This window comes from Gordonia sp. NB41Y, assembly GCF_030718915.1.
GTDB classification, from domain to species: domain Bacteria; phylum Actinomycetota; class Actinomycetes; order Mycobacteriales; family Mycobacteriaceae; genus Gordonia; species Gordonia desulfuricans.
The window spans coordinates 1278489-1304076 of record NZ_CP132196.1 but is presented as its reverse complement, the minus strand read 5'-3'; the positions used below and the strand labels follow the sequence as shown (position 1 = coordinate 1304076).

Here is a 25588-nt window from a genome sequence, read left to right as displayed (position 1 = left end):
GCCGGATCAGGCGAATCCGCGTTCCATCTCCCAGAACAGGATCTCGGCGTCGGTGGTCGCGGTGAGGCGCAACTCGCCCTGATCGGTGGTGCGTGCGGCATCGCCCTCGGACAGCACAGAGCCACCGGCAACTCCGGCGCCACCGGAAAGCTCGACGCTGCCGCGCACCACGTAGAGATGTCCGAATCGTGCCGCGGGCAAGGTCAGCGTTGTCCCGGCCACCGGCCGTGCGGCGTGCAGTGCGACATGGGAGTTGGCGATGTCGAGTGCGTCGGTGCCGCGATGGCGGGCCAGTCCGGACACCACCGGGAACAGCTCGCCGGTGGCCAGCCGATCGGTCACGTCGCGTTCGGCGTAACCCGGCTCGTGCCCGGCGTATTCGGTGGCCAGCCACATCTGCACCACTCGGAGGCGGTGCGCGTCGGCCCGTGACGACCCATTGCGCTCGGAGTGGGTGATCCCGGTGCCCGCCGTCATCCGCTGGACCACCCCGGGGGTGAGAACACCGGCGTTGCCACGTGAATCACGATGGGCCAGTGCACCCTCGACCACCCACGTGACGATCTCGACGTCCACGTGCTCATGGGTGTCGAAGCCCTCGGCCGGGTCGACGACGTCGTCGTTGCTCACCATCAGCAGACCGTGTGCGTTGCCGCGCAGGTCGAAATTGCCGGTGGCCGGGAACGATTGGCGTGAGGTGAGCCAGGCGTCGTCCCAACGGTGTCGCTCGTCGGACCGGATCACCCGGATGCCGGCGGCACCGGGTGTGCCGGCCGTGGGCGTCGACGGGGTGGTCATCGTCTCTCCCCGGAGGTGTCGGGACCGTCCTCGTCGAGATGGTCCAGATGGGTGGTGATTGTGCGCATCACGCGGGTCAGGGCCGCGGCGTCGTCGGTGTCCACCGCGGCGGAGAACAGGCGGTCGACCACCGCGCCGTGGTCGCGGGCGGCCGCGGCGAAGGTGGCGCGGCCGTCGGCGGTGAGCACCGCATAGCTGCCCCGGCGGTCCTCGGCGGCACTCTCGCGGCGCAACCAGCCCTTCTTGACCATGACGTCGATCTGGTAGGAGAGCCGCGAGGTGGAGAACACCATCCGCCGGGACAGGTCCCGCATACGTGTCCGGCCGTCGGGGCATTCGTGCAGGATCAGCAGGATGTGATAGTCCGACAACGACATCCGGCAGTGCTTGCGGAGATCCTCGTCGAGCCGGGTGTGGATCCGGGTGCTGGTCTCGATGAACAGCCGCCATGCCGTGCCCACCGAGTCCGTGCCCACCGGGTCTGCGCCCACCGGGTCCGTGCCCACCGGGTCCGTGCCGGTCACCGGGTGCGGGTGTGCGGCATGATCGCATCGGCCGGGACGGTGCCCAGCCGTCCGGCCTGGAAGTCCTCGATGGCCTCCACGAGCTGCTGTCGGGTGTTCATCACGAACGGACCGTACTGGGCGACCGGTTCCCGGATCGGCCGGCCACCCAGCAGCAGTACCTCCAGGTCGGGGTGATTGCCGTCGGCGCCGGTGCGGGCACCCACGGTCAGTCGTTCCCCGGCGCCGAGCACCGCGAGCTCGCCGGATTCGATCGGACGGGCGTCGGCGCCGACGGTGCCGCGCCCGGACAGGACGTAGACCAGCGCGTTGAAGTCCTCGCGCCACGGCACCGACACCGATGCACCCGGCGCGATCGTCGCATGGGCGACGGTGATCGGGGTGTGGGTGGCGCCGGGGCCGGCGTGGCCGTCGAGCTCACCGGCGATGATCCGGATCAGTGCGCCGCCGTCGGGCGAGCCGACGAGCGCGACCTGCCCGCCCTCCAGGTTCTGGTACCGCGGTGTGAGGAACTTGTCGGCGGCGGGCAGGTTCACCCACAGCTGGATTCCGTGGAACAGCCCGCCCGATTCGACCAGTTCGGCCGGCGGCGTCTCGATGTGCAGGATGCCCGCGCCCGCGGTCATCCACTGGGTGGCACCGTTCTCGATCATGCCGCCGCCACCGGCGGAATCCTGGTGCTGGAAGCGGCCGTCGATGATGTAGGTGACCGTCTCGAACCCGCGGTGCGGGTGCCAGTCGGTACCGCGCGGCTCGCCCGGCTCGTAGTCGACCTCACCCATCTGGTCCATGTGGATGAACGGGTCGAGGGCGGCCGAGGAGACCCCGGCGAAGGCGCGGACCACGGGGAATCCCTCGCCCTCGTAGCCGCGTGGGCCTCGGGTGACCGAGCGGACGGTGCGTTCGGTGGCCTCCAGGGGCGCCGGTGTCAGCCGGGGCAGGGTGGTGGCGTCGGCGGTGACGGCGGGCATGGGGGCCTCCTCGGTCTGGGCGGTCCCGGTCGGGCCGTCCTCGGTCGATGTATATCACTCAAATTTGAGCTATATGGACTCCAACCGGGGACCGCCGGAGGTTATTCCGCCACCTGACACGACTCCGGTCGGTCGCCGTCGCGCACCAGTGAGCCGACTCGGACCGGGTGTTCGAGGTGGGCCCGGACCTCGAGGATCGCGGTCGTCGCGTGGACCGTCCCGAGCTCGGTCAGGTGTCGTTCGTGGCGGGTCCAGGTCATCGCCGCGGCGATCGAGGCGGCGTCGCGGTGGCCGTCGGCCGCCAGCTGTCGGATCTCGCCGAGGCGACGGTCGTGGTGGTCGAGCAGTTCTCGGGCACGGACGTCGGCCGGATACGAGGCGTCGCCGTGCGCGGGCAGCATGCGCAGCCCGGTGCGGTCGGCGAACTGTGTGAGCGAGCCGAGATAGGAGGTCTCGGGCGAGTCCTCGGGGGTGTGTTCGAAGCCGAGGGACGGTGTGATCCGGGGCAGCAGGTGGTCGCCGGTGAACAGCAGTCCGGACTCCGGCAGCTCGAAGACGGTGTGCCCGCGGGTGTGTCCCGGGGTCCGGTGGGTGTGCAGCGTCTGTGCGCCCAGGTCGAAGGTCTCCGCATCGGAGATCCAGTGGGTCGGCGGGCCGAACGGCTGGTCCCGCTCGAAGTCCTCGAGGTCCAGCGCGTCGACGGCGTCGGCGAGGTCGGGTGCACCGGCGCGCCGCAGCAGGCGGGCCTGATGCGGGTACGGGCCGCCGGTGAGGTCGAAGCCGTCGATGGTGTGCCGTTCCCCGACACCGAGGTACGCGAGCTGGTCGATGTATCTCCTCACCGGATATGAGCAGGCCACCTTGCCGCCGGACGTCGACACGCTACCTGTGCGCTGCCTCGGCGTCGTCCAGCAGTGCCAGCACCGACTTGGCGAGACCGGCCTCGAAGTAGGCCTCACGCGACGCGGTTGCTGACATGCGACCACGGTAGCGAACCATGTTCGATGCCCGGGATCACGCCGAGGGGTTTCGGCGAGCGTGTCAACGCCCTCAGAAGGGCGGGTCGGGCGAGTCCGTCTGGGTGGCGGGAGTCTGGTTGCGGGCACGGTTGCGTTGCCGCTCGAGTCGTCGACGGCGATGTTTGCGGGCCAGTGTGGATTCCCGGTCCAGGATTCGTTCCCCATCCGGTTTCAGATACGCACCCGGCGGGCCTGGCGGTCCTGGTGGGGTGGGTGGGGCTTGTGGTGGGTCGTCGAACCGGTAGCGGCGTAGGCCGGGGAAGAAATCTTCCATGGTTTCCGCCGGTCCGGGCAGGATCAACCCTTCCGGGGTGGTGTATTCGATGATCAACCGACTTGTGTGGGGGTCACGGTGTTGATCATCGACCCACTCGGAATGGGTTTTGTGGAGATGATCGAACCGGCACTTCGGATTCAACCCGATCGGGGTGGTCTGCCCACCCGCCGCCGGATTGTGGTGGTCGTATTCGGTGACATGATCGAGATCGGCATCGAAGGAGCTTCGAGTACACGCCACATCAGCACACGTGGCATAGGACAGACGCACGTACTCGTCGAGGGCGGCGGACGGCCGGTACGGATCCGAAGGCAGAGTCGGCGGCAACACCACATCCTCGGGCCGCACACCCCGGGGGACGAGCCGCGTGAACCGGGCATTCGGGTGGGAGGCGAGGTCCCGCACGAATTCCGGGGCGATCACACCCTTGCCGAACAGATACCCCGGTGCCGCACCGGCGGGTAGATCCGAGGAACCAGTGGACGCAACATCCGGTGTGACAACCGGATTCGCGGGCGTGTCGATACCGGCCGGTTCCGCCTCGACCGACTCGACCGCCTCGGCTGCCGCGTCACGCTCGGTGGCACCGGTCGCAGGGGCGCCGAGATCGAGCGGAGTCTCAGAACTGTTGTCGCTGTGTACTTCCGGATCAGGTTCGGGTGTGGCAGGTGCGGGTCGGGGTTGGGGTCGGCCGGTGACGGTGTCGAGGTCGGCGACGGTGGCCTCGTTGGCCAACAGGTGGATCACGTACTGCACCTTCGGGATCGACCCGGCCTCGGGGATCTCGGCCGGGCAGTCCTCCCGCCCGCATTCACACTCGAACTGGGTCCCCGACAGGAGTGCGAACATGGCGTCGGATTTCCGGTTCTGCGAGGATCGCCCATCATGTGGGCACACCGTGTTCGCGAGGGCACCGATCACGAGACTGCACAGTTCGACCCGGTCGGCGGCCATGGTGCCGGCGATCTCCCCGGTCCCGTCAGTGCTGAACGAGGTCCACACACCACGTTTGTCCAGGCATCGTTCCCGGGCTTCACGCACGGCGTCACGGTCGTGGCGGAACACGACCCGGTCGGCCATGTCGGTGATGGTTTTCTTCGACCACAGTCGTCGGCGTCGGCGGATCAACTCGGCGATCTCGGCGTCGACCTTGGGTGCCGATTCACGGCCGTGTACCAGCGCGGTCCGCGACACCACCACCTTCATCAACTCGGGAGTGATCCAACCGTCCCGCAACACTTCCGCCACATGAGGCAGGTGGTGGAGAACGGCGATGGATTCGTCCATGAGGAGTTCGGCGGCGCGTTGGGTGATGCCACGCACACGCGAGATCTTCTTGGCCAGATCGACGAACCCCGATGGTGCCCCGGCCACACCGCGGTCGGCATCGACATGGCGGCCGATGAGTTCCATCACCGACCGGTAGGTCGACCAGGCCAGAAACGATCGTCCTCGATCGATCTCGCGTAACCCGATCAGTAGGTCGTTGGTGGAGGACTGTTCGGGTGTTTTCGGGTCGACCCCACCCAATAGATCGGCATTGTCGTGTGGCAATTGCGGCCAGCGGGAATCGGTGAACGACAGTGATGTCGTGGGTGTGTTCGTCATCTGATCACCTCCCCCCGGAGTGCCTGCGACCTGCGGTAAAGAACTGTTGTTCGATTACAGATCACGGTACACGAGGCCACCGACAAACTCTGTGGCCGATGTATTCGGTGGCTGGGGAGGCCGGTACTTTCCGTTGCCGGGAGTTCCTGGCAGTTCCTGTCGGCCGGTATTCCGGTTGGCCGTTGTTGCTTGATTCGTTCTGGCGGCCGGCCGCGTCGTCGTCGTTTCCCGAAAGTAGGGGAAGGTGAGCTTTCCCCTACTTTCGTCACTTTCCCCGGGTTTCAACTGGGGGAAGGTTGCGAATCTAGGGGAAGGACAACCTTCCCCTAGATTCGGGACGCGGGCCGGGAGCCGGGACGCGGGCCGGGAGTCGGGAGTTGGGCCCGGGGTGGCGGGGCGCCGCGTCATCGACGTTTCCCGAAAGTAGGGGAAGGTGAACTTTCCCTACTTTCGTCACCTTCCCCGGGTTTCAACTGGGGGAAGGTTGCGAACCTAGGGGAAGGACAACCTTCCCCTAGTTTCGGGAGTGGGAACAGAGAGCGAGAGTTGCGAACGGGGGCTGTGGGCGAGATGTCGGGATTCGGCGAGAGGGGAGTCCGGATTCGTGCTGCGCGGTGATCAGGTGCGTTCGAGGGAAACGCCGACGGGACATCGGTTGATAAACCTCGCCGATCATTCGACAGAAATCATGTCCTTGTTCGTGATGAATCCGTGGCTAGCATCACAGACAGCAGCCCCACGAGGAGGACGGCACAACGACGGACGAGGAGAGCACAAGGATGTCCGCACCCTTCTCGGAGAACGACGCCGAGAACGAGGCCGCCGTCGTTCACGAACCACGACCGATCGCGGGAATCGTCGAACGGCCGACCCTGCGGCCCCCGCGCCCCAGGGAGATGCTCCGGGACATCGGCGGCACCTACGTGGTCAACGGTGTGATCGGCCTGATCTTCGCGGCGTCGGGTCCGGTCGCGGTCATCCTGGCGGCCGGTGCCGCCGGACATCTGACCGCCGCACAGCTGTCGTCGTGGATCTTCGGGGTGTTCGTGCTCAACGGCATCCTGACGCTGATCGCCAGCTGGGTGTACCGGGCGCCGCTGGGTTTCGCGTGGACCATTCCGGGCACGGTGCTGGTCGGCGCGTCGTTGCAGCACCTGTCCTGGGCCGAGGTGGTCGGCGCCTTCTTGCTGACCGGTCTGCTGATCCTTCTCGTCGGATTGACCGGCCGTGTGCGACAAGCGATGTCGGCGTTGCCGATGCCGATCGTGATGGGCATGGTCGCCGGCGTCTTCCTGCACTTCGGCCTGGACATCGTCGCCGCCGTCGGTGCCGACCCGTGGGTGGCCGCACCCATCGTGATCGCCTTCTTCGGCTTGCAGTTCCACGGCACGGTGAGTCGGTGGATGCCACCGATCATCGGGGCGTTCGTGGTGGGCGGCATCGCCGTTGCCGCGACCGGGTCGTTCCACCCCGGACCGAAGCCGTCGTCGCCGCTGGCGGTCCCCGTGTTCACCGTGCCGGAGTTCACGGTGCGGGCCGCACTGGAACTGGTGCTCCCGCTGGCCATCACGGTGATCGTGGTGCAGAACGGGCAGGGCGTGGCGGTGCTGCGCGCCTCGGGGCATCGTGTGCCGGTCAACGCCGTCACCATCGCCTGCGGGGTGTGGTCGGCGGCCGCCGCGACGGTCGGGGCCATCTCGACGTGCCTGACCGGCCCCACCAATGCGTTGCTGGTGTCGGACGGCCGCCGCGAACGGCACTACATCGCGGCATTGACCTTCGGCGTGCTGGCGATCGTGGTTGGCCTGTTCGCGCCGGTGTTCGTCGAGCTGATGCAGGCGATGCCGGCGGCGTTCATCGCCACGGTCGGCGGACTCGCCCTGCTCGGGGCACTGCAGAGCGCTTTCCGCGGGGCGTTCGGCTCCCGGTTCACGATGGGTGCACTGGTCACCTTTCTGGTGTCGGTGTCAGACCTGACGATTCTCAACATCGGTTCGGCGTTCTGGGGTCTGATCGCCGGGGTCCTGGTCTCGTGGCTGGTCGAACGCGACGACTTCGGGAGGGCGGCGGCCGACCGCAGCGTCTCGCCGTCACCGTCACCGTCGACGGCGACGCCGCGTGGTGGGGGTCAGACCAGCGAAGCGGTGAGCCCGCCGTCGAGGATGTAGTGGCTGCCGGTGATCCAGGATGCACGATCGGAGGCCAGGAAGGCGCAGACCTCGGCGATGTCCTGAGGTGTCCCGAGGCGCCCCTGCTTGGCGGCGACGAGATCACCGAACGGCACCTGGGTCGCGGCCTCGAAGTCGGGAACGAGTCGCTCCACCATGCTGGTGTCGGCGAATCCCGGGCACACCGCGTTCACCCGTACCCCGGCCGGACGCATCTCGACTGCGGCCACCCTGGTGAGCTGGATGAGCGCAGCCTTTGTCGCACAATATGATCCGAGTAGTGGGCTGCCGCCGACCCCGGCGACCGAGGCGATGTTGACGACATTGCCCTTGGACTCGACGAGATGGCCGATCGCGGCCTTCATCGCCACGAACGGACCACGCACATTGACCGCGTAGATGTGATCGAAGGAGTCGGTGGACTGCTGCAACAGCGGCGACGAGATCTCGATACCGGCATTGTTGACCAGGACGTCGAGACCGCCGAGGATCGCGACGGCAGCGCTGATCGCCTCCTGTACCGCCGACTCGTCGGTGACATCGCAGTTGGCGACACCGGCGGCGCCGATCTCGGTGGCGGCCGATGCTGCGGCCGCCTCGTCGCGGTCGCTCACCACGACCGATGCGCCGCGTTCGATGAACAGCGCCGCGATGGCTTTGCCGATCCCGGCGCCGGAACCGGTGACGAACACGCGCTTGCCGGACAGTTCACTCATTGTTCTCTCCTTGCTGCAGGGTGTCTCGGATCTCGTTCTTGAGGATCTTGCCGACCTTGGAACGGGGCAGGTCGGGCCAGATCTCGATCTGTTTGGGGGTCTTCACACTGCCGATTCGTTCTTTGACGAAGGCGATCAGCTCCTCCGGGGTCACCGTCTGGTCGGGACGTAGTTGTACTGCTGCGGTGACCCGTTCACCCCACTTGGCGTCGGGCAGGCCCACCACCGCACTCTCTTTGACCGCCGGGTGGGTGAACAGTGCCTGCTCGACCTCGGCGGAGTAGACGTTGAACCCGCCGGTGATGATCATGTCCTTGGCGCGGTCGACGACGAACAGGAATCCGTCGTCGTCGAGGTAGCCGATGTCGCCGGTGTGATGCCACCCGAACTGGCTCACCTCGGCTGTGGCCGTGGGATTCTCGTGATATCCGTCCATCACCAGCGGTCCGCGGACCACGATCTCGCCGGGCTCGCCGTGCCCGAGCAGCCGTCCCGCCTCGTCCATGATGGCCTCGGTGGTGAGCGGGGTGGGCCGTCCCGCGGAGCGGAGCCGTTCGGTGGCGATCGAGCCGTCCGGGCGGAAGTGGTCGGCGGGTGCCATCGTGGCGATCATGTTGGGTGCCTCGGTCTGGCCGAAGAGCTGTCCGAGTACCGGGCCGATCCGGGTCAGGGCCTCCTCGAGCCGGGTCGGTGACATCGGTGCCGCGCCGTACCACAGGCATTGCAGTGACGAGAGATCGGTGTGATCGAGGGTCGGGGTGTCGAGGAGACCGTAGATCGCGGTCGGCGGGAGGAAGGCGTGGGTGATGCCGTGCTCCTGCACCAGGGTGAGGAATTCGGTGAGGTCCGGTGCGGGCATGATCACCACCTCGCCGCCCAGGCTCAGGATCGGGAAGGTGAGGACACCCGCCGAATGGGTGAGCGGTGCCATCGCCAGGTAGCGGGGTCGTCGACCGAACGGATACGACATCAACGCCAGCGCCGTCGACGTCATCAGGTTGTCCTCGGTGAGCCGCACGCCCTTGGGTTTTCCCGTCGTCCCGCCGGTGCCGGCGAGCATGCACAGACCGCCGTCGGGATGACGCTGCGAGTCGAGTTCTCCCGGATGCTCGGTGAGCCAGCGGTCGAACGGCACCGCCCCGTCGATGTCGTCGCCGGTGTCGTCGTCGAGGCACACCAGCCACTCCAGACGGGGCAGCCGATCGCGGATGCGGGCGACGAGACCGGCGAAAGCGCTCTGGAAGAACAGAAATCGGCAGCCGAACAGGTCGAACAGCTGCCGGTTCTCGTCGGCCTCGTTGCGGGGGTTCACCGGACACCACACCGCCCCGGCCCGGGCGATCGCGAAGACGCAGGTGAGGGCGAGCGGATCGTTCGCCGACAGCACCGCGACCCGGTCTCCGGTCTGGATTCCGTTGTGCTGCAGTGCGGCCGCGATGCTCACGGTCTGGTCACAGACCTCACCGTAGGTGCGTGTTCGGGTGCCCGCGGTCAGGCACGGCGCATCCCGGCCGAGCGATACACCCTTGTCGAGATAGTCGGACAGTCGCATCGCCGAGCTCCTCAGCCGTGGGCGGTGATGATCGGGTCGAGCACGAGACCGAATGCGCGCAGCACCCCGAGCATCTCGCGATGACCGAAGACCTGACAGCCCGAGACGAATCCGACCGCACGCGGCGTGGCCTGCAGCAGATGTGCCGCACCGTAGGCGTTGAGCAGGGCGGTCTGCTTGTAGTTGCAGTTGCCGTGGATCACACAGTGCACGCGACCCAGGGGGCCGGAGGCGTGGACCGAGTCCAGTGAGGTGTTGATCCGCGGGTTCTCCCGGGGCGGGGTCTCGCTGCGCACCGACGCCGAGACGGTGTCGATGATCTGGAACTTCTCCGCGTCGGACTTGCCCTCCATCTGTTCGAGCGCCGCCGCCACGATCTGCGGGACCCCCAGCATGAGCGGGCGGTTGATGACGCCACCGAGTGCCCTCGCGTTGGCGACGCGCGGATCGTTCTTGAACCACACCGGATGCGACGTCCCGCCCCAGGGGAGGGCCAGGCCCAGCTCGTGCTGACCGGGTACGACGAGTTCGTAGATCCCGGCGTCGGCGGGCCACTCCACGTACTCGTTCTGCTCCAGGTAGTAGGCCTTGGCGAACGCGGCGTTGGTCAGGATCGTGTTGGTGGAGGCGACGGTCGGATATCCCTTCCAGAACACCTCGATGTCGAGGGTGTCGAGGCCGGGCGTCTCCAGGCAGATGTTGGCCGCGATCTCGCCGATGGTGTACATCTGGGCCAATCCAGGGGTGAGAACCATTCCACGCGAGGCGAATTCGGCGCCGTACTGCTTCTCGACGTCGATCATCCAGTTCTGCTCGCCGTTGGTGTCGGTGTAGTGGGCTCCGATCTCGAGGCATGCCTGCACCACCGGGTCGCCCCATCGCGCGAAGGGGCCCACGGTGTTGAGGACCACCTCGGCGCCGCGGAAGGCGTCGACCAGCGCTTCGGTGGAGTGTTCGACGTCGACGATCTCGTGGTCGACGGTGTCGATACCCGGGACCGCGTCGACGACGGCCTTCAGGCGGTCGGAGTTCCGGCCGGCGGCCAGGAACGGGATGTTGTACTCACGCAGGTATTCACAGATCAGGCGGCCGGTGTACCCGGATGCGCCATAGACGACGACGACGCGCTTGTCGGTGGGCATGGTGTTGCTCCGTTCGTCGAGTGTGTGGTGCAGCTCACACACTAGGGTCTGATCTTGACAGTCGTCAAGGAAAGTCTGGACGGTTGTCAAGGGCGTCGGCGCAGGCAGCGGGGCTAGACTGGGAACTCCGGCGCCGGATGGGCCGGTTCGACGTGGAGGTGGGTGACGCCATGACAGGACCGAGTGCAACGCGTGCCCGCATCGACGAGCGGGCTCGGGACAAGTTCTCGGCCAAACGCACCGAGCTGGCGCTGGCCACCCTGCACACCCTCGCCGAACTCGGATATGCGCGCACCAGCCTGCGGGAGATCGCCCAGAACTCCGAGTACTCCCACGGCGTGCTGCACTACTACTTCTCCGACAAGCTCGACCTGATCGCCCATGCGGTCCGCCAGTACGAGGCGGTCTGTGTGACCCGCTACGACGACGTGGTGGATGCCGCCACCGACGCCGATGGACTGCGAAAGGCATTCGGCGACAACTACTTCGGTACCCTCGTCGCGGATGCCCCGATTCATCGGCTCTGGTACGACCTGCGTAACCAGAGCTTGTTCGACGATGCCTTCCGCGCCGACGTCCTCGACATCGAGGCCCGCCGCGAGGAGATGATCTGGCGGGTCGTCACCCGCTACTGCGAGCTACTGGACGGGCAGCCCGTCCTGGACTCCGCCACCGCCTACCTGCTGCTCGACGGGATCTTCCAACGGGCCCTGCTGCATCACCTGGCCGGCGACGACGCCGAGGTGGATGCCGCCAGGATCCGGCTCGCCGCCGTCTTCGAGGTGCTGGCCGGCCGCTGAGGCGGGGACCGGACGAAGGCGGCACGCCGAATCGCCCTCCTGCGCTCGGGGGGACCGGGATAATCGCCACCATGGCCGACAAAGGGGTTACGCAAGGCGCGGCGGCGCGTCCGGGGGAGCGGCAGCGGTTCCGCAAGCTGGCACAGGCCGCGTTGAACGCGGATGTCACGGTCGAGCAGGTCGACACCATTCTCACCGACATGGGTTCGGCGCTGGACGGATTCGGCAACACGCTCGGCGATCTCGATGGCACCATCGAGAAGCTCGACACCACACTGTCGCAACTGACCGGCACGCTGACCCGCGTCGACGACACGGTCGACCGGATGGTCGCGGTGGTCGCACGACTGGAGACGGTGGTCAGCCGGATCGAGGCGCTCGTGGGTATCGGGGAGGCGGCGCTACGTCCGCTCGGCGCGATCGAGTCGGCCGGCCGCAGCGTGCTGAACCGGATCGGGTTGGGCTGACAGGGACGGGATGAGAGGGCAGGGGATGGCACAGGTGGAGCACGAGTTCATCGGCAGGCACGGCGAGCGGATCGTCTTCGACGTGTTCGAGCCGGCGGATACACCGCGTGCGGTGGTGGTGATCGCACACGGCATGGGAGAACACGGCGGGAGGTACCGTCACGTCGTCGAGATGTTCACCGACGCAGGTTATCTCGTCGCGGTACCGGACCATCTCGGGCACGGCCGGTCGGGAGGACGGCGTATGCAGGTCAGCCGCTTCGAGGACTACACCGACGATCTGCACCGGGTGATCGGCGAGGTGCGCGTCGGCGGCATCCCGTTGTTCCTGGTCGGGCACAGCATGGGCGGCTGCATCGCCCTGGACTACGCCCTCGACCACCCGGACCGTCTCGACGGCCTGGTGCTGTCGGGGGCGGCGGTGATGCCCGGTGACGATCTGCCCGGACCGTTGATCGCGGTGTCGAAGCTGGTCGGGAAGATCGCGCCCGGTCTGCCGACCATGGCTCTCGACGCCGGCAGCATCAGCCGCGATCCCGCGGTGATCGCCGCCTACGAGGCCGACCCGATGGTGTATCGCGGCAAGATCCCGGCGAGGCTGGGCGCCGAGATGATCTCGACGATGCAGTCCTTCCCGGCACGGCTCCCGTCGCTGCGGATGCCGGTCCTGGTGATGCACGGCAGCGAGGACACGCTGACCAACCCCGAGGGCAGCCGGCTCGTGGAACGGCTCGCGTCGTCGGCGGACAAGACGCTGGTGATCTGGGAGGGCCTGCGGCACGAGATCTTCAACGAACCGGAGAAGGGCGAGGTGCTCGGCACCCTGCTGCGGTGGATCGAGGGCCACACCCCGACGCAACGCTGAGACCTGTTCGGCGCCATCGCAATCAATCGCCGAGCACACCGGCGGGGGCATCCGATGCGGATGCCCCCGCCGGTGTGGTGAGGGAGGAGGTGGCAGGAGTCAGGCGCCGAAGCCCAGCAGCGACTTGACCTCGAGGAACTCGTCGAAGGCGTAGTCGCTCCACTCGCGGCCGTTGCCGCTCTGCTTGTAGCCGCCGAACGGCGCCGACGGATCGAGCTGTGCACCGTTCAGGGAGATCGACCCGGCACGGATCCGACTGCCGACCTCACGGACCTTGTCGGTGTCCTTGCCCGACACGTATCCGGCGAGGCCGTAGTCGGTGTCGTTGGCGATCTCGACGGCGTTGTCGAGATCGTCGTAGCCGATCATCACCAGCACCGGGCCGAACACCTCGGTGCGGGCGATCTCCATGTCGTTGGTGACATCGCGGAACACCGTGGGGCGTACGTAGTAGCCGGTCGGCAGGTCGTCGGGACGGCCGGGGCCGCCGAAGACGGGGGTGGCGCCGTCGGCGATGGCCCGCTCGATCAGGCCCTGGATCTTGGTGAACTGCGGCTCGGAGACGACCGGCCCCAGCCGCACCTTGCCGGTGGGATCGCCGACGGTGAGGGCGGGCGCCACCGATCGGGCGGCCTCGGTGGCCTCGTCGAGTCGGCTCGCCGGCACCAGCATGCGGGTGGGGGCGTTACAGGACTGGCCGGAGTTGACCATCATCGACGACACGCCGGCGGCGACGTTCTTGGCGAGATCCTCGTCGTCGAGGATGACGTTGGGGCTCTTGCCGCCGAGCTCTTGCGCCACGCGCTTGACGGTCGGGGCGGCGTTGCGCGCCACCTCGACGCCGGCGCGGGTGCTGCCGGTGAACGACACCATGTCGATTCCGGGGTGCGTCGACAGGGCTGTGCCCACACCCGGCCCGTCACCGTTGACCAGATTGAACACACCCGCGGGAACGCCTGCGGTGTCGAAGATCTCGGCGATGATCGCAGCGCTGAACGGAGCCACCTCGGACGGCTTGAGCACCATGGTGCAGCCGGTGGCGAGTGCCGGTGCCACCTTGCACATCACCTGGTTGAGCGGCCAGTTCCACGGCGTGATCAGGCCGCAGACACCGATGGGTTCCTTGACGATGCGCGAGGTCCCGCGGTCCTCGGCGAACGAGTAGTTCGGCAGGGCGGCGGCTGCGGTCATCAGGTGGCCCAGGCCGATCGGCACCTGGACGTTCTTGGACAGGAAGTCGGGGGCGCCCATCTCCTCGGTGACCGCCGCCGACAGATCGTCCATCCGTTTCTGGTACTCGGCGATGATCGCGTTGAGCACTTCCAGGCGCTCGGCGGCAGTGGTGGAGCCCCAGGTCGTGAAGGCGCGGCGGGCTGCGGCGACCGCCACGTCGACGTCGGCCGCGTTGCCGATCGCGACATGACCCGCGGCCTTCTCGGTTGCCGGGTTGATGACGTCGATGAGGTTGAGCTCGATCGGGTCGACCCACTGGCCGTCGATGTAGAACTGGGTGATCTCGCGCATGCTTGTCCTCCGTGTCGGGATGGTCACCACGAACTGTGTCGTACCCCACACTATGCCTCATGGCCGATGAGCCCGAGTGAGCGGTCGCTAACCGACCGGGGCTCGCGTGCAGGCGTCGCGGATTGAGACCGCCGGACCGGCAGGGGCGGGCTAGTCTCGGCCCTATGATTCACATCGTCGCACTGTGGAAGATCAAGCCCGAACACGCCGATCGATGGCCCGAGATCAGCGCCGAGTTCACCCAGGCCACCCAGGCCGAACCCGGCAACAAGTGGTTCCAGTGGTCGCGCAGCCTCGCCGACCCCGACGAGTACGTGCTCATCGAGGCGTTCGACGACGACGCCGCGGTGGCACACGTGAGCAGCGACCACTTCAAGAAGGCCACCGCGGAACTGCCGGCCTACCTGGTGTCGACGCCCAAGATCATCAACACCACCGTCGACCAGGACGGCTGGTCGGAACTGGGGGAGATGGCCGTCGATTGATTCGGAGTATCGAAACGACAGCGGCACAAACGATCTCGGCCGGAGGTTTCGACCCGGGTCCACGCGGATGGTGGACCCGGTCGAAACCTCCGGCCGATTCGGGGCAGAGGTCGTCGACGATCAGTGGGTGGGGGCGGAGGTGCGACGACGCGCGGCCTGGCCGTTGCCGTTGCGGCCGTTGCCGCGACGAGCGCCGCCACCGGCCTGCGCATCGCGGGTACGGGTGCCGCCGGAGTGTCCGGCACCGCCGGAGCGTGCGGCGCCACCGGAACGTCCCGTGCCGCCGGAACGGGTGGTCGCGCCCGAGCGTGCGGCGCCGCCTTCCGGATGGCCACCGGCCGACCGGCGCGGGGCGCCCGTCCGCGAACGGGAACCCTGCGAGCCTCCGGTACCGGACTGCTCGCCGCGTCCACGGCCGCCGCGGTTGGCGTTGCGTGCACCGGACTGACCGCCGGCGCGGCGCGGGCCGCGGGGCTGACGCTGCTGGGCGGGCTGCTCGGGGGCGGGCTCCACGTAGGCGGCGCGCTCGCCGACAAGGGTGAGGACCGGCTCGGAGGTGGCATCCACGCGCTGCGGGGTGACCGAGATCTTGGCCTTGCTCAGCAGCTGTCGGAGGTCGCGGCGCTGCTCGGGCAGGCAGAGGGTGACCACGTCACCGGCGCTGCCGGCGCGGGCGGTACGGCCCGAACGGTGCAGGTAGGCCTTGTGCTCGGCCGGCGGGTCGACGTGGACGACCAGCTCGATGCCGTCGACGTGCACACCGCGGGCGGCGACGTCGGTGGCCACCAGCACGCGGACGTTGCCGCCGCCGAAGGCCGCGAGGCTCCGATCACGTTGTGCCTGGCTGAGATTGCCGTGCAGATCCACGGCGGGGATGCCCTCGGCGGTGAGCTTCTTGGCGAGCTTGCGCGCCTGATGCTTGGTGCGGGTGAACAGGATTCGCTTCCCGGTGCCCGAGGCAAGGGTCCGGATGACGTCGTTCTTGGTCGAGGCGTCGGCCAGCTCGTAGACGTGGTGGGTCATCTTCTCCACCGGCGACGACGCGTCGTCGACCGAGTGCATGACCGGCTCGTGCAGGAAGCGGCGGACCAGCTTGTCCACGCCGTTGTCGAGGGTGGCCGAGAACAGCATGCGCTGGCCGTCTGCCGGGGTCGAGGCGAGGATGCGGGTGACCGCGGGCAGGAAGCCCAGGTCGGCCATGTGGTCGGCCTCGTCGAGGATGGTGATCTCGACGTCGTCGAGCCGAATGATCTTCTGGCTCATGAGATCTTCGAGTCGTCCGGGGCAGGCGACGACGATGTCGGCGCCGCGGCGCAGGGCCTGCTCCTGACGGCTCTGCTTCACGCCGCCGAAGACGGTGGTGACGCGCAGGCCCACGGCCTCGGCGAGCGGGGTGACGGCGTCGGCGATCTGGGTGGCCAGCTCGCGGGTCGGGGCCAGCACCAGGCCGGTGGGTGCACCCGGGGTGCGGGCGACGTCGAGGTCGGCCAGTCCGGCGACCAGGGGGATGGAGAAGGCCAGGGTCTTGCCGGAGCCGGTGCGGCCGCGGCCGAGGACATCGGCACCGTCGAGGGTGTCGGGCAGGGTGTCGGCCTGGATCGGGAAGGCCTCGGTCTTTCCGTCGGCGGCGAGAACCTCGACGAGGGCGTTGGGCACACCGAGATCGGCGAAGGTGGTCAAAGTCATGCCTTTCGGGCAGGGATCGACACCGAGTGGAACACCCACATAGCGACGATCGGATGGCGAAGGCGCGGGGTCGCGCATTCGTTCGCCGTATGAAGTGGAGTGATCGAGGCGGCGCTCCGGAAGTTCGGGCGTCCCGCCGACAACAGTCGTTCTACGACGCAGTGACGCTGCTCGAGGCGCATCACGATGTTTCGACCGTACACGGTCGGGGTGGCATCCGACGAATCGCGTGACCGGCGACACGTCGGAACCGAACGGATCAGGCGATGTTTCAGACGATGCTGCTGGCCACCGCGATCACCACACCCGCGACGGTGAGGATGCCGACGATCACCGCGCAGATGATCGCGCGGCGCCGGCGCCCCTGACGTGCCGCCGTGAGTCCCATTCCGACGGCGATCAGGATCGCCGCCGCATACACCGAGATACCGATGGTCAGGCCCGCGACGGCGGCATCACCCATGGCCAGGATCTGCGGCCCGGTGAGCCGGCCGGCAGCGGACACACCCGAATCGGTCATGGGTCGAGTACACCACGGCCCTATCCGGTGGGTGCGCGACGGGTTCCCGGTTGCTGGCTGGGCATCCGATTGGGCGGCACCGGGTAGGGCGTGCCCTGCCCGAGGGTTCCGGCGGCCACGTTGGGACCACACTTGACCAGGGCGTTCTGTGCGGCCGGTACCGGATCGCCGAACCTGGGCCGGGTGGCGTCGGGACGGTGGCCGAAGTCGAACGCCGAGGTCATGTCGCCGACCGTCGATCGGCGCCATGCGGTCAGATTGGGCACCGGCACCCCGAAACGTTTCTCGATCAGCCGTAGCTGCGAGGTGTGGTCGAAGGTCTCGGTGGCCACCAGACCGCCCCGGCTGTAGGGGGAGATGACGAAACACGGCACGCGATAGCCCAGTCCGATCGGCCCGCGGATGCCCTTGGCCGAGGACACCTTGCCCAGATCGGGGACGCTGACGTACTCACCGGGGGTGCCGGGCGGAGCGGTCGGCGGGGTGACGTGGTCGAAGAAGCCGCCGTTCTCGTCGTAGCTGATGATCAGCGCGGTCTTCTCCCAGACCGCCGGATTGGAGGTCAGGATGTCGAGCAACCCGACGATGCCGACCGCGCCGAGTGCTGCCGGGAGCGCAGGATGCTCGCATTCCAGTGCGGGCGGGACCACCCACGACACCTTGGGCAGGCGGTTGGCCTTGACGTCGGCGGCGAAGTCGGCCGGATAGGTGGGATCGATTCCGCGGCGGGCGAGTTCGGAATTCGGGTTCCGGGCCTGCGTGAAACAGCCCATCATCCCGTCGAGGATCACCGACGACACCGGGCCGAAGTCCTTGTTGTTGTAGATCTTCCAGCTCACCCCGGCGTCGCGGAGGTTCTCCGGCATGGTGCGCCAGCTGTAGGCGAACTTGGGGATGAGGGTGGGGGTCTCGAGCAGTGGTCCGCCGTGTCTGCCGTCGGGGTCGAGCGTGCCGCTCATCCAGTACAGACGGTTGGGATCGGTGGGGCCGAGGACCGAGCAGTGGTAGCCGTCGCACAGGGTGAAGGCCTCGGCGAGGGACCGGTGCACCGGGATGTCGGCACGCTCGTAGTACCCCATCAGCGCCGGTGCGTTCTCCGGTCCGACCGATGCGATCGACATCGGCAGCCAGCCGTCGTTGCGTCCGTTGTTCCACGCCTTGTGCATACCGGCCCAGGAGTGGTCGGGATCGTTGATGCACTGCCCGTCGAGATTGGCGTCGTGCGCGGTGTCGAGGCGGAACGGTACGGTGTGGCCGGACGTGGTGGGACCGACGCCCGGCGCCCAGCCGTACTGCTTCCATGCGGCCGACTGCTCGCCGAAACCCCTTACGCCGGAATAGCTTCCGAAGTAATGATCAAAACTGCGGTTCTCTTGCATGAACAGCACGATGTGCTCGATGTCGGACAGGGAGCCGCTCCCGCCGGGATCGGCGGAGGCGTACGCCTTGTCGATGATCGGCGCCGCCCACGACGTCAGCAGTCCCGCGCCACCGGTCGCGGCCACACGGGCCAGGAAGTCCCGCCGCGAATATCCGGCAAATCCGGCGTTGCTCACCCTGTGCTCCTCGCTGTCGGGCGGTCGCACCGGATGGGCTGGTCCGCAGACTGAAGGTGATGCGGCCGCCCGCAGAGTGTAGGCAGAGTTCGGTGGGCGCGCGGTGAATCCCGGATGAACACGGCGCGGATCGGTCGTCGAGCATGTGGAGCCGGTGTCGGCTGTCGCGGGCGGGTGTCAGTGTCCGACGATCCGGACGGCCGCCCGTAGTCGTCGGAGATCCCCGGTGTGCCACCCGAGGAGCAGCCACATCACCACCACGTATCCGGTCACGGTCAGCGCCGTCCACGCGCGCGCCGATCCGGGCAGCAGGTCGGCGATGACCTCGTCGCGGGGCGTCCCGTCGACCGTCGCGGGCAGCCATGCGTCGAGCAGGGTCCGGGTCAGCGCGATCGGCTCGAACGGGCCGATCGTGGAGGCCAGATAGAACGAGACCAGCGTGATGAGCAGGCCGCCCACCGATGCGATCACCTTCACCTGCGACCCCAGGATGGCGGTCGCGGTACGCAAGGCCTCCACGGTGAACGCCAGCACCAGGGCGAGCAGCAGGCAGGCCACCTGGGCGCTCAACAGGCGGGCGAGGACCGAGTCCTCGTCGTCGGTGGACTCCAGCCGGGGCAGGGCGATCGCCAGGGACACCAGACCGGAGATGAACGCGATCAGGGTGACCGACGACGAGATCCCGGTGATGCGGTCGAAGGAGGCGCGCACGGCGTGCTCGGTGGTCATGGTCGCCGTCTTCGGTGACGAGTGATAGACCACCAGCACCACCAGCCCGGCCAGGACGGTGGCCAGCAGCCAGGCGATCGTCGTGGTCGCGACGGCGGCGAGGGCGAACGAACCGATCAGCGGGCCGAACACCGCATCGGATCCCAGGTGTGTCCCCACCAGCGGCAGAATCCCGACGATGGCGATCGCTACCCCGGCGACGAGCAGCGGACCCGAGTACTCGGTGATGTCGACGGGGTTGAGATCGGGGTCGCGACCGCGGATCACGCGCCATTCGGCGGCCAGGATGCGTCGTGTTCCCCGGATCCAGTGCACCTGGTCCGGGTGGTTCGGCTTGGTGGGGGCGCCCGGTTCCGGCTCGTCCGGCACCGAGGGGCCCTGGTGAACGCTGTCCGACATGACTGTCGATCATGCCTGGCGATCGGGTCGGGTGGGTGGCACCGGGCGCCTACCGTGGTGACATGAGTCGTTCGGGAGACAACACCGACACCTATGACGTCGTGGTGATCGGCGGTGGTCCCGCCGGCGAGAACGCCGCCGACTACGCCATCCGCGGTTCCGGTCGCACCGCGGTGATCATCGAAGACCAGCTCGTCGGCGGGGAATGTTCCTACTGGGCGTGTATGCCGAGCAAGGCGCTGCTCGGGGCGGGGGCGGTGCTCGAGGCCGCGGCCGGACTGCCCGGCTCGGCGCCCCGGGTCACCTCGACCCGGCCCGACCGCGACGCGCTGCTCGGCTGGCGCGACACGATGACCTCGCACCGCGACGACGCGTCCCAGGTCCGCTGGCTCGACGGCGCGGGTATCGACCTGGTGCGCGGCCGGGCACGGCTGACCGGTGAGGACGGTGTGGTGGAGGTGGACGGCCGTCGCATCCGGGCACGGGAGGCGGTGGTGCTGGCAACCGGCAGCACCGCGTCGATCCCGGACATCCCGGGACTGCGCGACGCGGCGCCCTGGACGTCCCGTGACGTGACCGCCGTGGTCGAGGTCCCGGAACGGGTGGGCGTACTCGGCGGTGGGGTGGTGGCCTGTGAGGCCGCCACCTGGCTCACCGATCTCGGTGCGACGGTGACGATGGCCGTGCGTGGGCAGGCGCTGCTGCCGGCCATGGAACCGTGGGCGTCGGCGATGGTCGCCGAGGGCCTGCGAGCCCGCGGAGTGGACCTACGCTTCGGCGAGACGTTCGGGCATGTGCAGCGGGTGAAGACCCGCGACACCGGCCCCGGCCGTGTTCACGGGGGGCCGGTCCGGATCTCGCTGACCGGGGCCGACGGCTCGCGGGCCGATGGACTGGAGGTCGACGAGGTCCTCGTCGCCGCCGGACGCCGCCCCGCCACGGTGGGGCTGGGCCTGGAGACCCTCGGGATCGATCCGACGCAACCCCTCGACGTCGACGATCACCTGAACGTGGCCGGTCGGGGATGGTTGTACGCCGTCGGTGACACCAACGGGCGTGCTCCGCTGACCCACATGGGCAAGTACCAGGCGCGGGTGGTGGGCGATGTGATCTCCGCCCGCGCAGAGGGATACCGGCTCGACGGCCCCCGGTATCGGGCGCTCGCCGACCATTCGGCCGTCCCGCAGGTGGTGTTCACCCGCCCCGAGGTGGCCTCGGTGGGAATGACCGAGCAGACCGCGCGTGCCGCCGGGATCGAGGTAAGGACAACCGAACTCGACATCGCCGTCGCGGGATCGGCGCTGGTTCGGTCGGACTATCGCGGACATGCGGGACTCGTGATCGACGCCCTGCGGGAGGTGATCGTGGGTGCCACCTTCGTCGGTCCCGACGTCGCCGAACTGTTGCACTCGGCGACCGTCGCCGTGGTCGGAGAGGTCCCGCTGGACCGGTTGTGGCATGCGGTCCCGGCCTATCCGACCGTCAGCGAGGTGTGGCTACGGCTCCTGGAGAGCCTGCACTGATCTGCGCGCACACGCGCAGGATTTCGTGTGGTCGGGTGAAAAGGCCTGTGACGCCGCCACATCCCCCGTCGAGGAGGTGGCGGCGTCGGCCAGGTGGATCAGGCCAGGACCGGCCGTCCCATCGGGAGGGCCGGTCCGCCGGTGGACGTCGACATGGCGTCGAGGAACAGGTAGGCGCCGACCGCGGCGAAGGCGAACACCACACAGCCGGCGGCGGTCTGGATCGCGGTGCTGCCCTGGGCGGTTGCCAGCAGCACCAGGACGAGTGCGATGTCGATCAGGACGAACAGCAGGGTGAACGCGAACGGCAGGCGTAGCGTCGCGACGGTCAGCAGACCCACGACCACCAGCCATGAGGTGAGGAAGACCTCTTGGGTGGCAACGGCATTCGCCTCGCCGACCCCGAACCATCCGTGGGTGAGGCCGAGGACCAGGACCGCGTAGCTGAGCCAGAATCCGCTGAAGATGCCGAAGATCGCGGCAACCGCGCTCTGTCCCGACGACGATGCCCAGACCGCCGCGACCAGCTGGCCGATGCTGGTGGCGGCCAGGATGATCGGGATGGATGCGCCGGTGGCTGGGACGAATCCCACCAGTACCATGCCGAGGGCCACCGACCCGACGATGAACGTGGGCACGCCGATCGCGGCGGGATTCGCCGGTGGGGCAGGGGGAGTGGCCGGTTCGACCGATCCGGCCGGTGCGGTGAACGTCTCGGGCGGAGCCATGGCAACGTCGGTCATCGTGATCCCTTCATAGATCTCGACATTCATAGGTGATTTCCGTCGCAAATGTAGGGATGGTGTGGCTGCGATCACAATGGCTACGGGATCGACCTGACCCGCGACTGTCCGGCAGGCCAGTGGGTCAGGTGGCCGATCAGGTCGTGGTGTGACCGGATTCGGGCGCACTCCGGCCGGAGGCCGGCAGGGGTGTGATGGTGCGCCCTCCGGGATGTCACTCGAACTCAGTGGGCGCACTCCGGCCGGAGGCCGGCAGGGATGACATGGTGCCCCCAGTCGGACTCGAACCGACACTGTGCCGGTTTTAAGCCGGCTGCCTCTGCCGATTGGGCTATGGGGGCGTGGGCATCAGCATGCCATCGCGGGGCGTCCTGTGTGCGTGGGGGTGGTGTCTGCCGAATGCGGGACGGCCCTTGACCGACGGGACTTATCGACGTTAACTTAACGCCGATAAGTCAAAATGCCGGATGGATCGACCAACAGGTCTGGGGGACCCATGTTGACCCGAATTGCACAGCTCGTGACGGCGGCACCCAAACGTGTGCTGGCCGTGGTGTTCCTGGTTCTGGTGGGGGCGGGGATCTATGGCGCGTCGGCGTCGCAGTACCTGTTGTCCGGCGGATACGAGGACCCGCATTCCGAGGCGGCCACCGCGGCACAGGTCGTCGATGAGACCTTCGACCGTGGCGGTCTGCAGATCGTCTTCAAACTCGACGCCCCGCCGGGCACCGACATGGCCACCGACCCCGTCGGCATGCGCACCGGACGGGAGATCATCGCCGAGCTCGAGGCGAATCCGAATGTGCAACGGCCGATCCTGTCGGTCTGGCAGCAGCCCGCGCTGGCGTCGTCGCTGCTCTCCGAGGACCGGACGTCGGCGCTGATCGTGGCCACCCTGTCCGGCGGCGACAACGACGCCCCGCGACATGCCGAGGAACTCGAAGGCCAGATCGTCGGTGAGCGCAACGGCATCACGATCCGCGCGGGCGGTCAGGCGCTGGTCTTCCAGCAGGTCAACGAACAGACCAGCCGCGACCTCGCGATCGCCGAGGGTATCGCCATCCCGATCAGCTTCCTGGTGCTCATCGTGGTGTTCGGCGGGGTGGTGGCCGCCGCCCTGCCGATCGCGGTGGGCGTGTTCGCGATCGTCGTCACCTTTGCCGTCCTCCGCCTGATCGGCAGCGTGACCGATGTGTCGATCTTCGCGCTCAACCTCACCACCGCAATGGGTCTGGCGCTCGCCATCGACTACACCCTGCTGCTGGTGACCCGCTATCGGGAGGAACTCGCATCCGGTCGTGAACGTCGTCAGGCGATCCTGGTGATGATGAACACCGCCGGACGCACCGTCGCGTTCTCGGCGGTGACGGTCGCACTGTCGCTCTCGGCGCTCGCGATCTTCCCGATGTACTTCCTGCGGTCGTTCGCCTATGCCGGACTCGGCGTGGTGATCGTCGCGGTCCTCGCCGCACTCGTCGTCACGCCGGCCCTGCTGATGGTCCTCGGCCCCCGCATCGACGCACTCGACGTGCGGCGGGCGATCCGCCGGGTCCGCGGCCGCCCCGAACCGGCATCGCTGCCCATCGAGGAGAGCGGCTGGTATCGCTTCGTGCAGTGGGTGCTGCGCCACGCCGCCCCGGTCGGCGCCGGGGTGATCATCGTGCTGCTGGTACTCGGCGCCCCGTTCCTGTCGATCCGGTTCGGGTTCCCCGACGACAGGGTGCTGCCGAGCTCGGCGAGCGCGCACGAGGTGCAGCAGGAGATCCGTGACGGGTTCACCGACGACCTGTCCGGCACCCTGACCGGTGTCGTCGTCGGTCCCGCCGATCCCGCGGCCCGCGCCGAATACGCCGCCGCCCTGTCCCGCGTCGACGGGGTGACGTCGGTGTCGGGCGCATCCGGGACCTTCGTCGACGGCGCCGCCCGAGGGCCCGCCGATCCGGCCGGCACCCACACCGCCGGCGACGGGACCGTCACCGGACTGCTGTCGATCTCCACCGAGGTCGAGCCGCTCAGTGACGCCGGATCCGACCAGCTCGACACCCTGCGCGCGGTGCCCACACCGCCGGGCCTCGCCGCGTCGTTCACCGGCCTCGCGGCACTCAACGCCGACACCGTCGACTCCATCTACGCCCACCTGCCGTGGGTGCTCGCGGTGATCGCGATCGCCACCTTCATCCTGTTGTTCCTGTTCACCGGCAGTGTGGTGTTGCCACTGAAGGCATTGGTGCTCAACGTGCTGTCGTTGTCGGCGACGTTCGGTGCGATGGTCTGGTTCTTCCAGGAAGGCCACCTCGGGGGCCTCGGCACCACCGCGACCGGCTACCTCGTCGCGACCATGCCGGTACTGATGTTCTGCATCGCCTTCGGCCTGTCGATGGACTACGAGGTGTTCCTGCTCGGCCGGGTCCGCGAGGAGTGGCTCGCATCCGATCGCAGCCGGGCCGCAAACGATCACGCGGTCGCGGTCGGCCTGGCCCGCACCGGACGCGTGGTCACCGCCGCGGCACTGCTGATGAGCATCGTGTTCGCCGGGATCGCGGCCTCCCAGGTGTCGTTCATGCGTATGTTCGGGGTGGGTCTGACCCTTGCGGTGCTGATGGATGCGACCGTCATCCGGATGCTGCTGGTCCCGGCATTCATGCGGCTCGCCGGTCGTGCCAACTGGTGGGCGCCGGCGCCGCTACGGGCCCTGCACGACCGGATCGGGCTGTCGGAGGAAGGTGACCACGGGCTCCCGGCCGGGACGGGGACCACAGGGACGGCGGCCACAGGGACGACGGCCACAGGGACGACGGCCACCACAACGAAGACGGAGAAACAGGAGAGCAGTGAGCACGACGTCGAGACGCCGGACGCGGTCCCCCCGCGGCTCGGGTGAACTCCTCGCCGAGGAGATCATCGATGCCGCCACCGAGTTGCTCCTCGACGAGCAGGACAGCAGCGCGGTCTCGATCCGGGCGGTCGCGACGAGGGTGGGGGTGACCCCACCGTCGATCTACCTGCACTTCGCCGACAAGGAAGAACTCCTGGACGCGGTCTGTGCCCGCTATTTCGAGCAGCTCGACGACCGGATGGCGCAGGCCTGTGCGGGTGTCGACGACCCGATGGAACGTGCCCTGCAGCAGGGACTGGCGTATGTGCGGTTCGCCGTGTCCACCCCGGTGCTCTACCGGCAGGCGTTCTCCCGGACCACCGTCGACACCCGGACGAAGGTCGACATGGTGCTCGCCGCATCGGCCTTCGTCCGGTTCACCGACACCGTCACCGAACTCGCCGACGACGGGCTGTTCGATCCCGACGAGATCGCCGACGTGGTCCTCGAACTGTGGGCTGCGGCCCACGGGGTGGCCTCGCTGATGATCGCGAAACCGGTACTGGACTGGGGTGACGAGGAGCAGCGTGCCACGACCCTGCTGCGCGCGGCATGCCTGGGGCGCGTGGTGATGCGGACGGTCGACTGCGCCGACCCCGATGCCGTCCGGCGGCTCGTCGACCGGCTGGGAACCGACTGAC

General features: G+C 68.1%; 22 protein-coding genes and 1 tRNA gene. 8 read left to right on the top strand and 15 right to left on the bottom strand.

Going from position 1 to position 25588, the window contains the following annotated elements:
- Nucleotides 1-6: 6 nt before the first annotated feature.
- The 5 genes from Q9K23_RS05560 to Q9K23_RS05540 form a co-directional block, all read right to left on the bottom strand.
- Nucleotides 7-798 carry a pirin family protein gene (locus Q9K23_RS05560; RefSeq protein WP_020790921.1) on the bottom strand — a complete coding sequence of 264 codons (792 nt, stop codon included), beginning with the start codon at nt 796-798 and terminating at the stop codon, nt 7-9.
- Nucleotides 795-1289: a MarR family transcriptional regulator gene (locus tag Q9K23_RS05555; protein WP_261978076.1), complete on the bottom strand. Its 495-nt coding sequence runs from the start codon at nt 1287-1289 to the stop codon at nt 795-797. The genes Q9K23_RS05560 and Q9K23_RS05555 overlap by 4 nt, the downstream gene beginning before the upstream one ends.
- Nucleotides 1290-1318: 29 nt before the next feature.
- Nucleotides 1319-2293, bottom strand: a complete 975-nt coding sequence (locus tag Q9K23_RS05550) for a pirin family protein (protein ID WP_053778411.1) — start codon at nt 2291-2293, stop codon at nt 1319-1321.
- Nucleotides 2294-2394: 101 nt separating this feature from the next.
- Entirely contained in the window at nt 2395-3174 is a 780-nt protein-coding gene (locus tag Q9K23_RS05545; RefSeq protein WP_053778410.1) for an MBL fold metallo-hydrolase, read from the bottom strand.
- A 169-nt stretch (nt 3175-3343) separates the two neighbouring features.
- Nucleotides 3344-5197 (bottom strand): DUF222 domain-containing protein, encoded by a 1854-nt coding sequence (locus Q9K23_RS05540; RefSeq protein ID WP_305950419.1) that lies wholly within the window; start codon nt 5195-5197, stop codon nt 3344-3346.
- Nucleotides 5198-6093: 896 nt separating this feature from the next.
- Between Q9K23_RS05540 and Q9K23_RS05535 the strand changes: the two genes are divergently transcribed.
- Nucleotides 6094-7365: a benzoate/H(+) symporter BenE family transporter gene (locus tag Q9K23_RS05535; protein ID WP_152972799.1), complete on the top strand. Its 1272-nt coding sequence runs from the start codon at nt 6094-6096 to the stop codon at nt 7363-7365.
- Here Q9K23_RS05535 and Q9K23_RS05530 read toward each other — a convergent pair.
- Genes Q9K23_RS05530 through Q9K23_RS05520 form a run of 3 tightly spaced genes read right to left on the bottom strand, consistent with a single transcriptional unit; the run spans nt 7326 to nt 10775 of the window.
- Entirely contained in the window at nt 7326-8081 is a 756-nt protein-coding gene (locus Q9K23_RS05530; RefSeq protein WP_020791063.1) for a glucose 1-dehydrogenase, read from the bottom strand. The genes Q9K23_RS05535 and Q9K23_RS05530 overlap by 40 nt on opposite strands.
- Nucleotides 8074-9633 carry a long-chain fatty acid--CoA ligase gene (locus tag Q9K23_RS05525; RefSeq protein ID WP_020791059.1) on the bottom strand — a complete coding sequence of 520 codons (1560 nt, stop codon included), beginning with the start codon at nt 9631-9633 and terminating at the stop codon, nt 8074-8076. The genes Q9K23_RS05530 and Q9K23_RS05525 overlap by 8 nt, the downstream gene beginning before the upstream one ends.
- Before the next feature lie 11 nt (nt 9634-9644).
- Nucleotides 9645-10775, bottom strand: a complete 1131-nt coding sequence (locus Q9K23_RS05520; protein ID WP_053777734.1) for a DUF5938 domain-containing protein — start codon at nt 10773-10775, stop codon at nt 9645-9647.
- A 170-nt stretch (nt 10776-10945) separates the two neighbouring features.
- Here Q9K23_RS05520 and Q9K23_RS05515 point away from each other — a divergent pair, with 170 nt between their 5' ends.
- The 3 genes from Q9K23_RS05515 to Q9K23_RS05505 all read left to right on the top strand — a co-directional run bounded on the left by Q9K23_RS05515 (nt 10946) and on the right by Q9K23_RS05505 (nt 12907).
- Entirely contained in the window at nt 10946-11575 is a 630-nt protein-coding gene (locus tag Q9K23_RS05515; protein WP_059036300.1) for a TetR/AcrR family transcriptional regulator, read from the top strand.
- 71 nt (nt 11576-11646) lie between these two features.
- Nucleotides 11647-12042, top strand: a complete 396-nt coding sequence (locus Q9K23_RS05510; RefSeq protein WP_020791061.1) for a hypothetical protein — start codon at nt 11647-11649, stop codon at nt 12040-12042.
- Between the two features lie 25 nt (nt 12043-12067).
- A complete protein-coding gene (locus tag Q9K23_RS05505; protein ID WP_020791062.1) occupies nt 12068-12907 on the top strand; it encodes an alpha/beta hydrolase in 840 nt (279 codons plus the stop codon).
- Between the two features lie 99 nt (nt 12908-13006).
- On the opposite strand, the gene Q9K23_RS05500 is transcribed toward Q9K23_RS05505, so the two are convergent.
- On the bottom strand, nt 13007-14431 hold the full coding sequence (locus Q9K23_RS05500; protein ID WP_053777647.1) for an aldehyde dehydrogenase family protein: 1425 nt from the start codon (nt 14429-14431) through the stop codon (nt 13007-13009).
- Between the two features lie 164 nt (nt 14432-14595).
- On the opposite strand from Q9K23_RS05500, the gene Q9K23_RS05495 reads away from it, so the two are divergent.
- Nucleotides 14596-14916, top strand: a complete 321-nt coding sequence (locus tag Q9K23_RS05495; RefSeq protein WP_020791066.1) for a putative quinol monooxygenase — start codon at nt 14596-14598, stop codon at nt 14914-14916.
- 120 nt (nt 14917-15036) lie between these two features.
- Here the strand turns inward: Q9K23_RS05495 and Q9K23_RS05490 are convergent, their stop codons facing one another.
- From Q9K23_RS05490 to Q9K23_RS05475, 4 genes are all read right to left on the bottom strand, one after another.
- On the bottom strand, nt 15037-16602 hold the full coding sequence (locus tag Q9K23_RS05490; RefSeq protein WP_305950418.1) for a DEAD/DEAH box helicase: 1566 nt from the start codon (nt 16600-16602) through the stop codon (nt 15037-15039).
- A 271-nt stretch (nt 16603-16873) separates the two neighbouring features.
- Entirely contained in the window at nt 16874-17122 is a 249-nt protein-coding gene (locus tag Q9K23_RS05485; protein ID WP_020791133.1) for a hypothetical protein, read from the bottom strand.
- Nucleotides 17123-17142: 20 nt separating this feature from the next.
- Complete coding sequence (locus Q9K23_RS05480; protein WP_053777648.1) at nt 17143-18678, bottom strand: alkaline phosphatase family protein; 1536 nt, start codon at nt 18676-18678, stop codon at nt 17143-17145.
- 177 nt (nt 18679-18855) lie between these two features.
- Nucleotides 18856-19806 (bottom strand): hypothetical protein, encoded by a 951-nt coding sequence (locus Q9K23_RS05475; RefSeq protein WP_020791135.1) that lies wholly within the window; start codon nt 19804-19806, stop codon nt 18856-18858.
- Nucleotides 19807-19868: 62 nt separating this feature from the next.
- Here Q9K23_RS05475 and Q9K23_RS05470 point away from each other — a divergent pair, with 62 nt between their 5' ends.
- Nucleotides 19869-21329, top strand: a complete 1461-nt coding sequence (locus Q9K23_RS05470) for an NAD(P)/FAD-dependent oxidoreductase (RefSeq protein WP_059036296.1) — start codon at nt 19869-19871, stop codon at nt 21327-21329.
- 98 nt (nt 21330-21427) lie between these two features.
- On the opposite strand, the gene Q9K23_RS05465 is transcribed toward Q9K23_RS05470, so the two are convergent.
- The gene (locus Q9K23_RS05465; protein WP_152972792.1) at nt 21428-22072 is read right to left on the bottom strand and encodes a GPR1/FUN34/YaaH family transporter; all 645 of its coding nucleotides are present in this window, start codon (nt 22070-22072) and stop codon (nt 21428-21430) included.
- Between the two features lie 264 nt (nt 22073-22336).
- Nucleotides 22337-22413 (bottom strand) — tRNA-Leu (locus tag Q9K23_RS05460).
- A gap of 155 nt (nt 22414-22568) precedes the next feature.
- On the opposite strand from Q9K23_RS05460, the gene Q9K23_RS05455 reads away from it, so the two are divergent.
- Together Q9K23_RS05455 and Q9K23_RS05450 are read left to right on the top strand one after the other, a co-directional pair.
- On the top strand, nt 22569-24953 hold the full coding sequence (locus Q9K23_RS05455; protein ID WP_053777650.1) for an MMPL family transporter: 2385 nt from the start codon (nt 22569-22571) through the stop codon (nt 24951-24953).
- On the top strand, nt 24904-25587 hold the full coding sequence (locus Q9K23_RS05450) for a TetR/AcrR family transcriptional regulator (RefSeq protein ID WP_020791631.1): 684 nt from the start codon (nt 24904-24906) through the stop codon (nt 25585-25587). Before Q9K23_RS05455 ends, Q9K23_RS05450 begins: the two co-directional genes overlap by 50 nt.
- The last annotated feature ends 1 nt before the right edge of the window (nt 25588 follow it).

Bases quoted from the DNA above. Each gene is read 5' to 3' on its own strand.
- Q9K23_RS05560 (WP_020790921.1), bottom strand. From the start codon at position 798: ATGACCACCCCGTCGACGCCCACGGCCGGCACACCCGGTGCCGCCGGC.
- Q9K23_RS05550 (WP_053778411.1), bottom strand. From the start codon at position 2,293: ATGCCCGCCGTCACCGCCGACGCCACCACCCTGCCCCGGCTGACACCG.
- Q9K23_RS05540 (WP_305950419.1), bottom strand. From the start codon at position 5,197: ATGACGAACACACCCACGACATCACTGTCGTTCACCGATTCCCGCTGG.
- Q9K23_RS05535 (WP_152972799.1), top strand. From the start codon at position 6,094: ATGCTCCGGGACATCGGCGGCACCTACGTGGTCAACGGTGTGATCGGC.
- Q9K23_RS05530 (WP_020791063.1), bottom strand. From the start codon at position 8,081: ATGAGTGAACTGTCCGGCAAGCGCGTGTTCGTCACCGGTTCCGGCGCC.
- Q9K23_RS05525 (WP_020791059.1), bottom strand. From the start codon at position 9,633: ATGCGACTGTCCGACTATCTCGACAAGGGTGTATCGCTCGGCCGGGAT.
- Q9K23_RS05520 (WP_053777734.1), bottom strand. From the start codon at position 10,775: ATGCCCACCGACAAGCGCGTCGTCGTCGTCTATGGCGCATCCGGGTAC.
- Q9K23_RS05515 (WP_059036300.1), top strand. From the start codon at position 10,946: ATGACAGGACCGAGTGCAACGCGTGCCCGCATCGACGAGCGGGCTCGG.
- Q9K23_RS05510 (WP_020791061.1), top strand. From the start codon at position 11,647: ATGGCCGACAAAGGGGTTACGCAAGGCGCGGCGGCGCGTCCGGGGGAG.
- Q9K23_RS05505 (WP_020791062.1), top strand. From the start codon at position 12,068: ATGGCACAGGTGGAGCACGAGTTCATCGGCAGGCACGGCGAGCGGATC.
- Q9K23_RS05500 (WP_053777647.1), bottom strand. From the start codon at position 14,431: ATGCGCGAGATCACCCAGTTCTACATCGACGGCCAGTGGGTCGACCCG.
- Q9K23_RS05495 (WP_020791066.1), top strand. From the start codon at position 14,596: ATGATTCACATCGTCGCACTGTGGAAGATCAAGCCCGAACACGCCGAT.
- Q9K23_RS05490 (WP_305950418.1), bottom strand. From the start codon at position 16,602: ATGACTTTGACCACCTTCGCCGATCTCGGTGTGCCCAACGCCCTCGTC.
- Q9K23_RS05485 (WP_020791133.1), bottom strand. From the start codon at position 17,122: ATGACCGATTCGGGTGTGTCCGCTGCCGGCCGGCTCACCGGGCCGCAG.
- Q9K23_RS05475 (WP_020791135.1), bottom strand. From the start codon at position 19,806: ATGTCGGACAGCGTTCACCAGGGCCCCTCGGTGCCGGACGAGCCGGAA.
- Q9K23_RS05470 (WP_059036296.1), top strand. From the start codon at position 19,869: ATGAGTCGTTCGGGAGACAACACCGACACCTATGACGTCGTGGTGATC.
- Q9K23_RS05465 (WP_152972792.1), bottom strand. From the start codon at position 22,072: ATGACCGACGTTGCCATGGCTCCGCCCGAGACGTTCACCGCACCGGCC.
- Q9K23_RS05455 (WP_053777650.1), top strand. From the start codon at position 22,569: ATGTTGACCCGAATTGCACAGCTCGTGACGGCGGCACCCAAACGTGTG.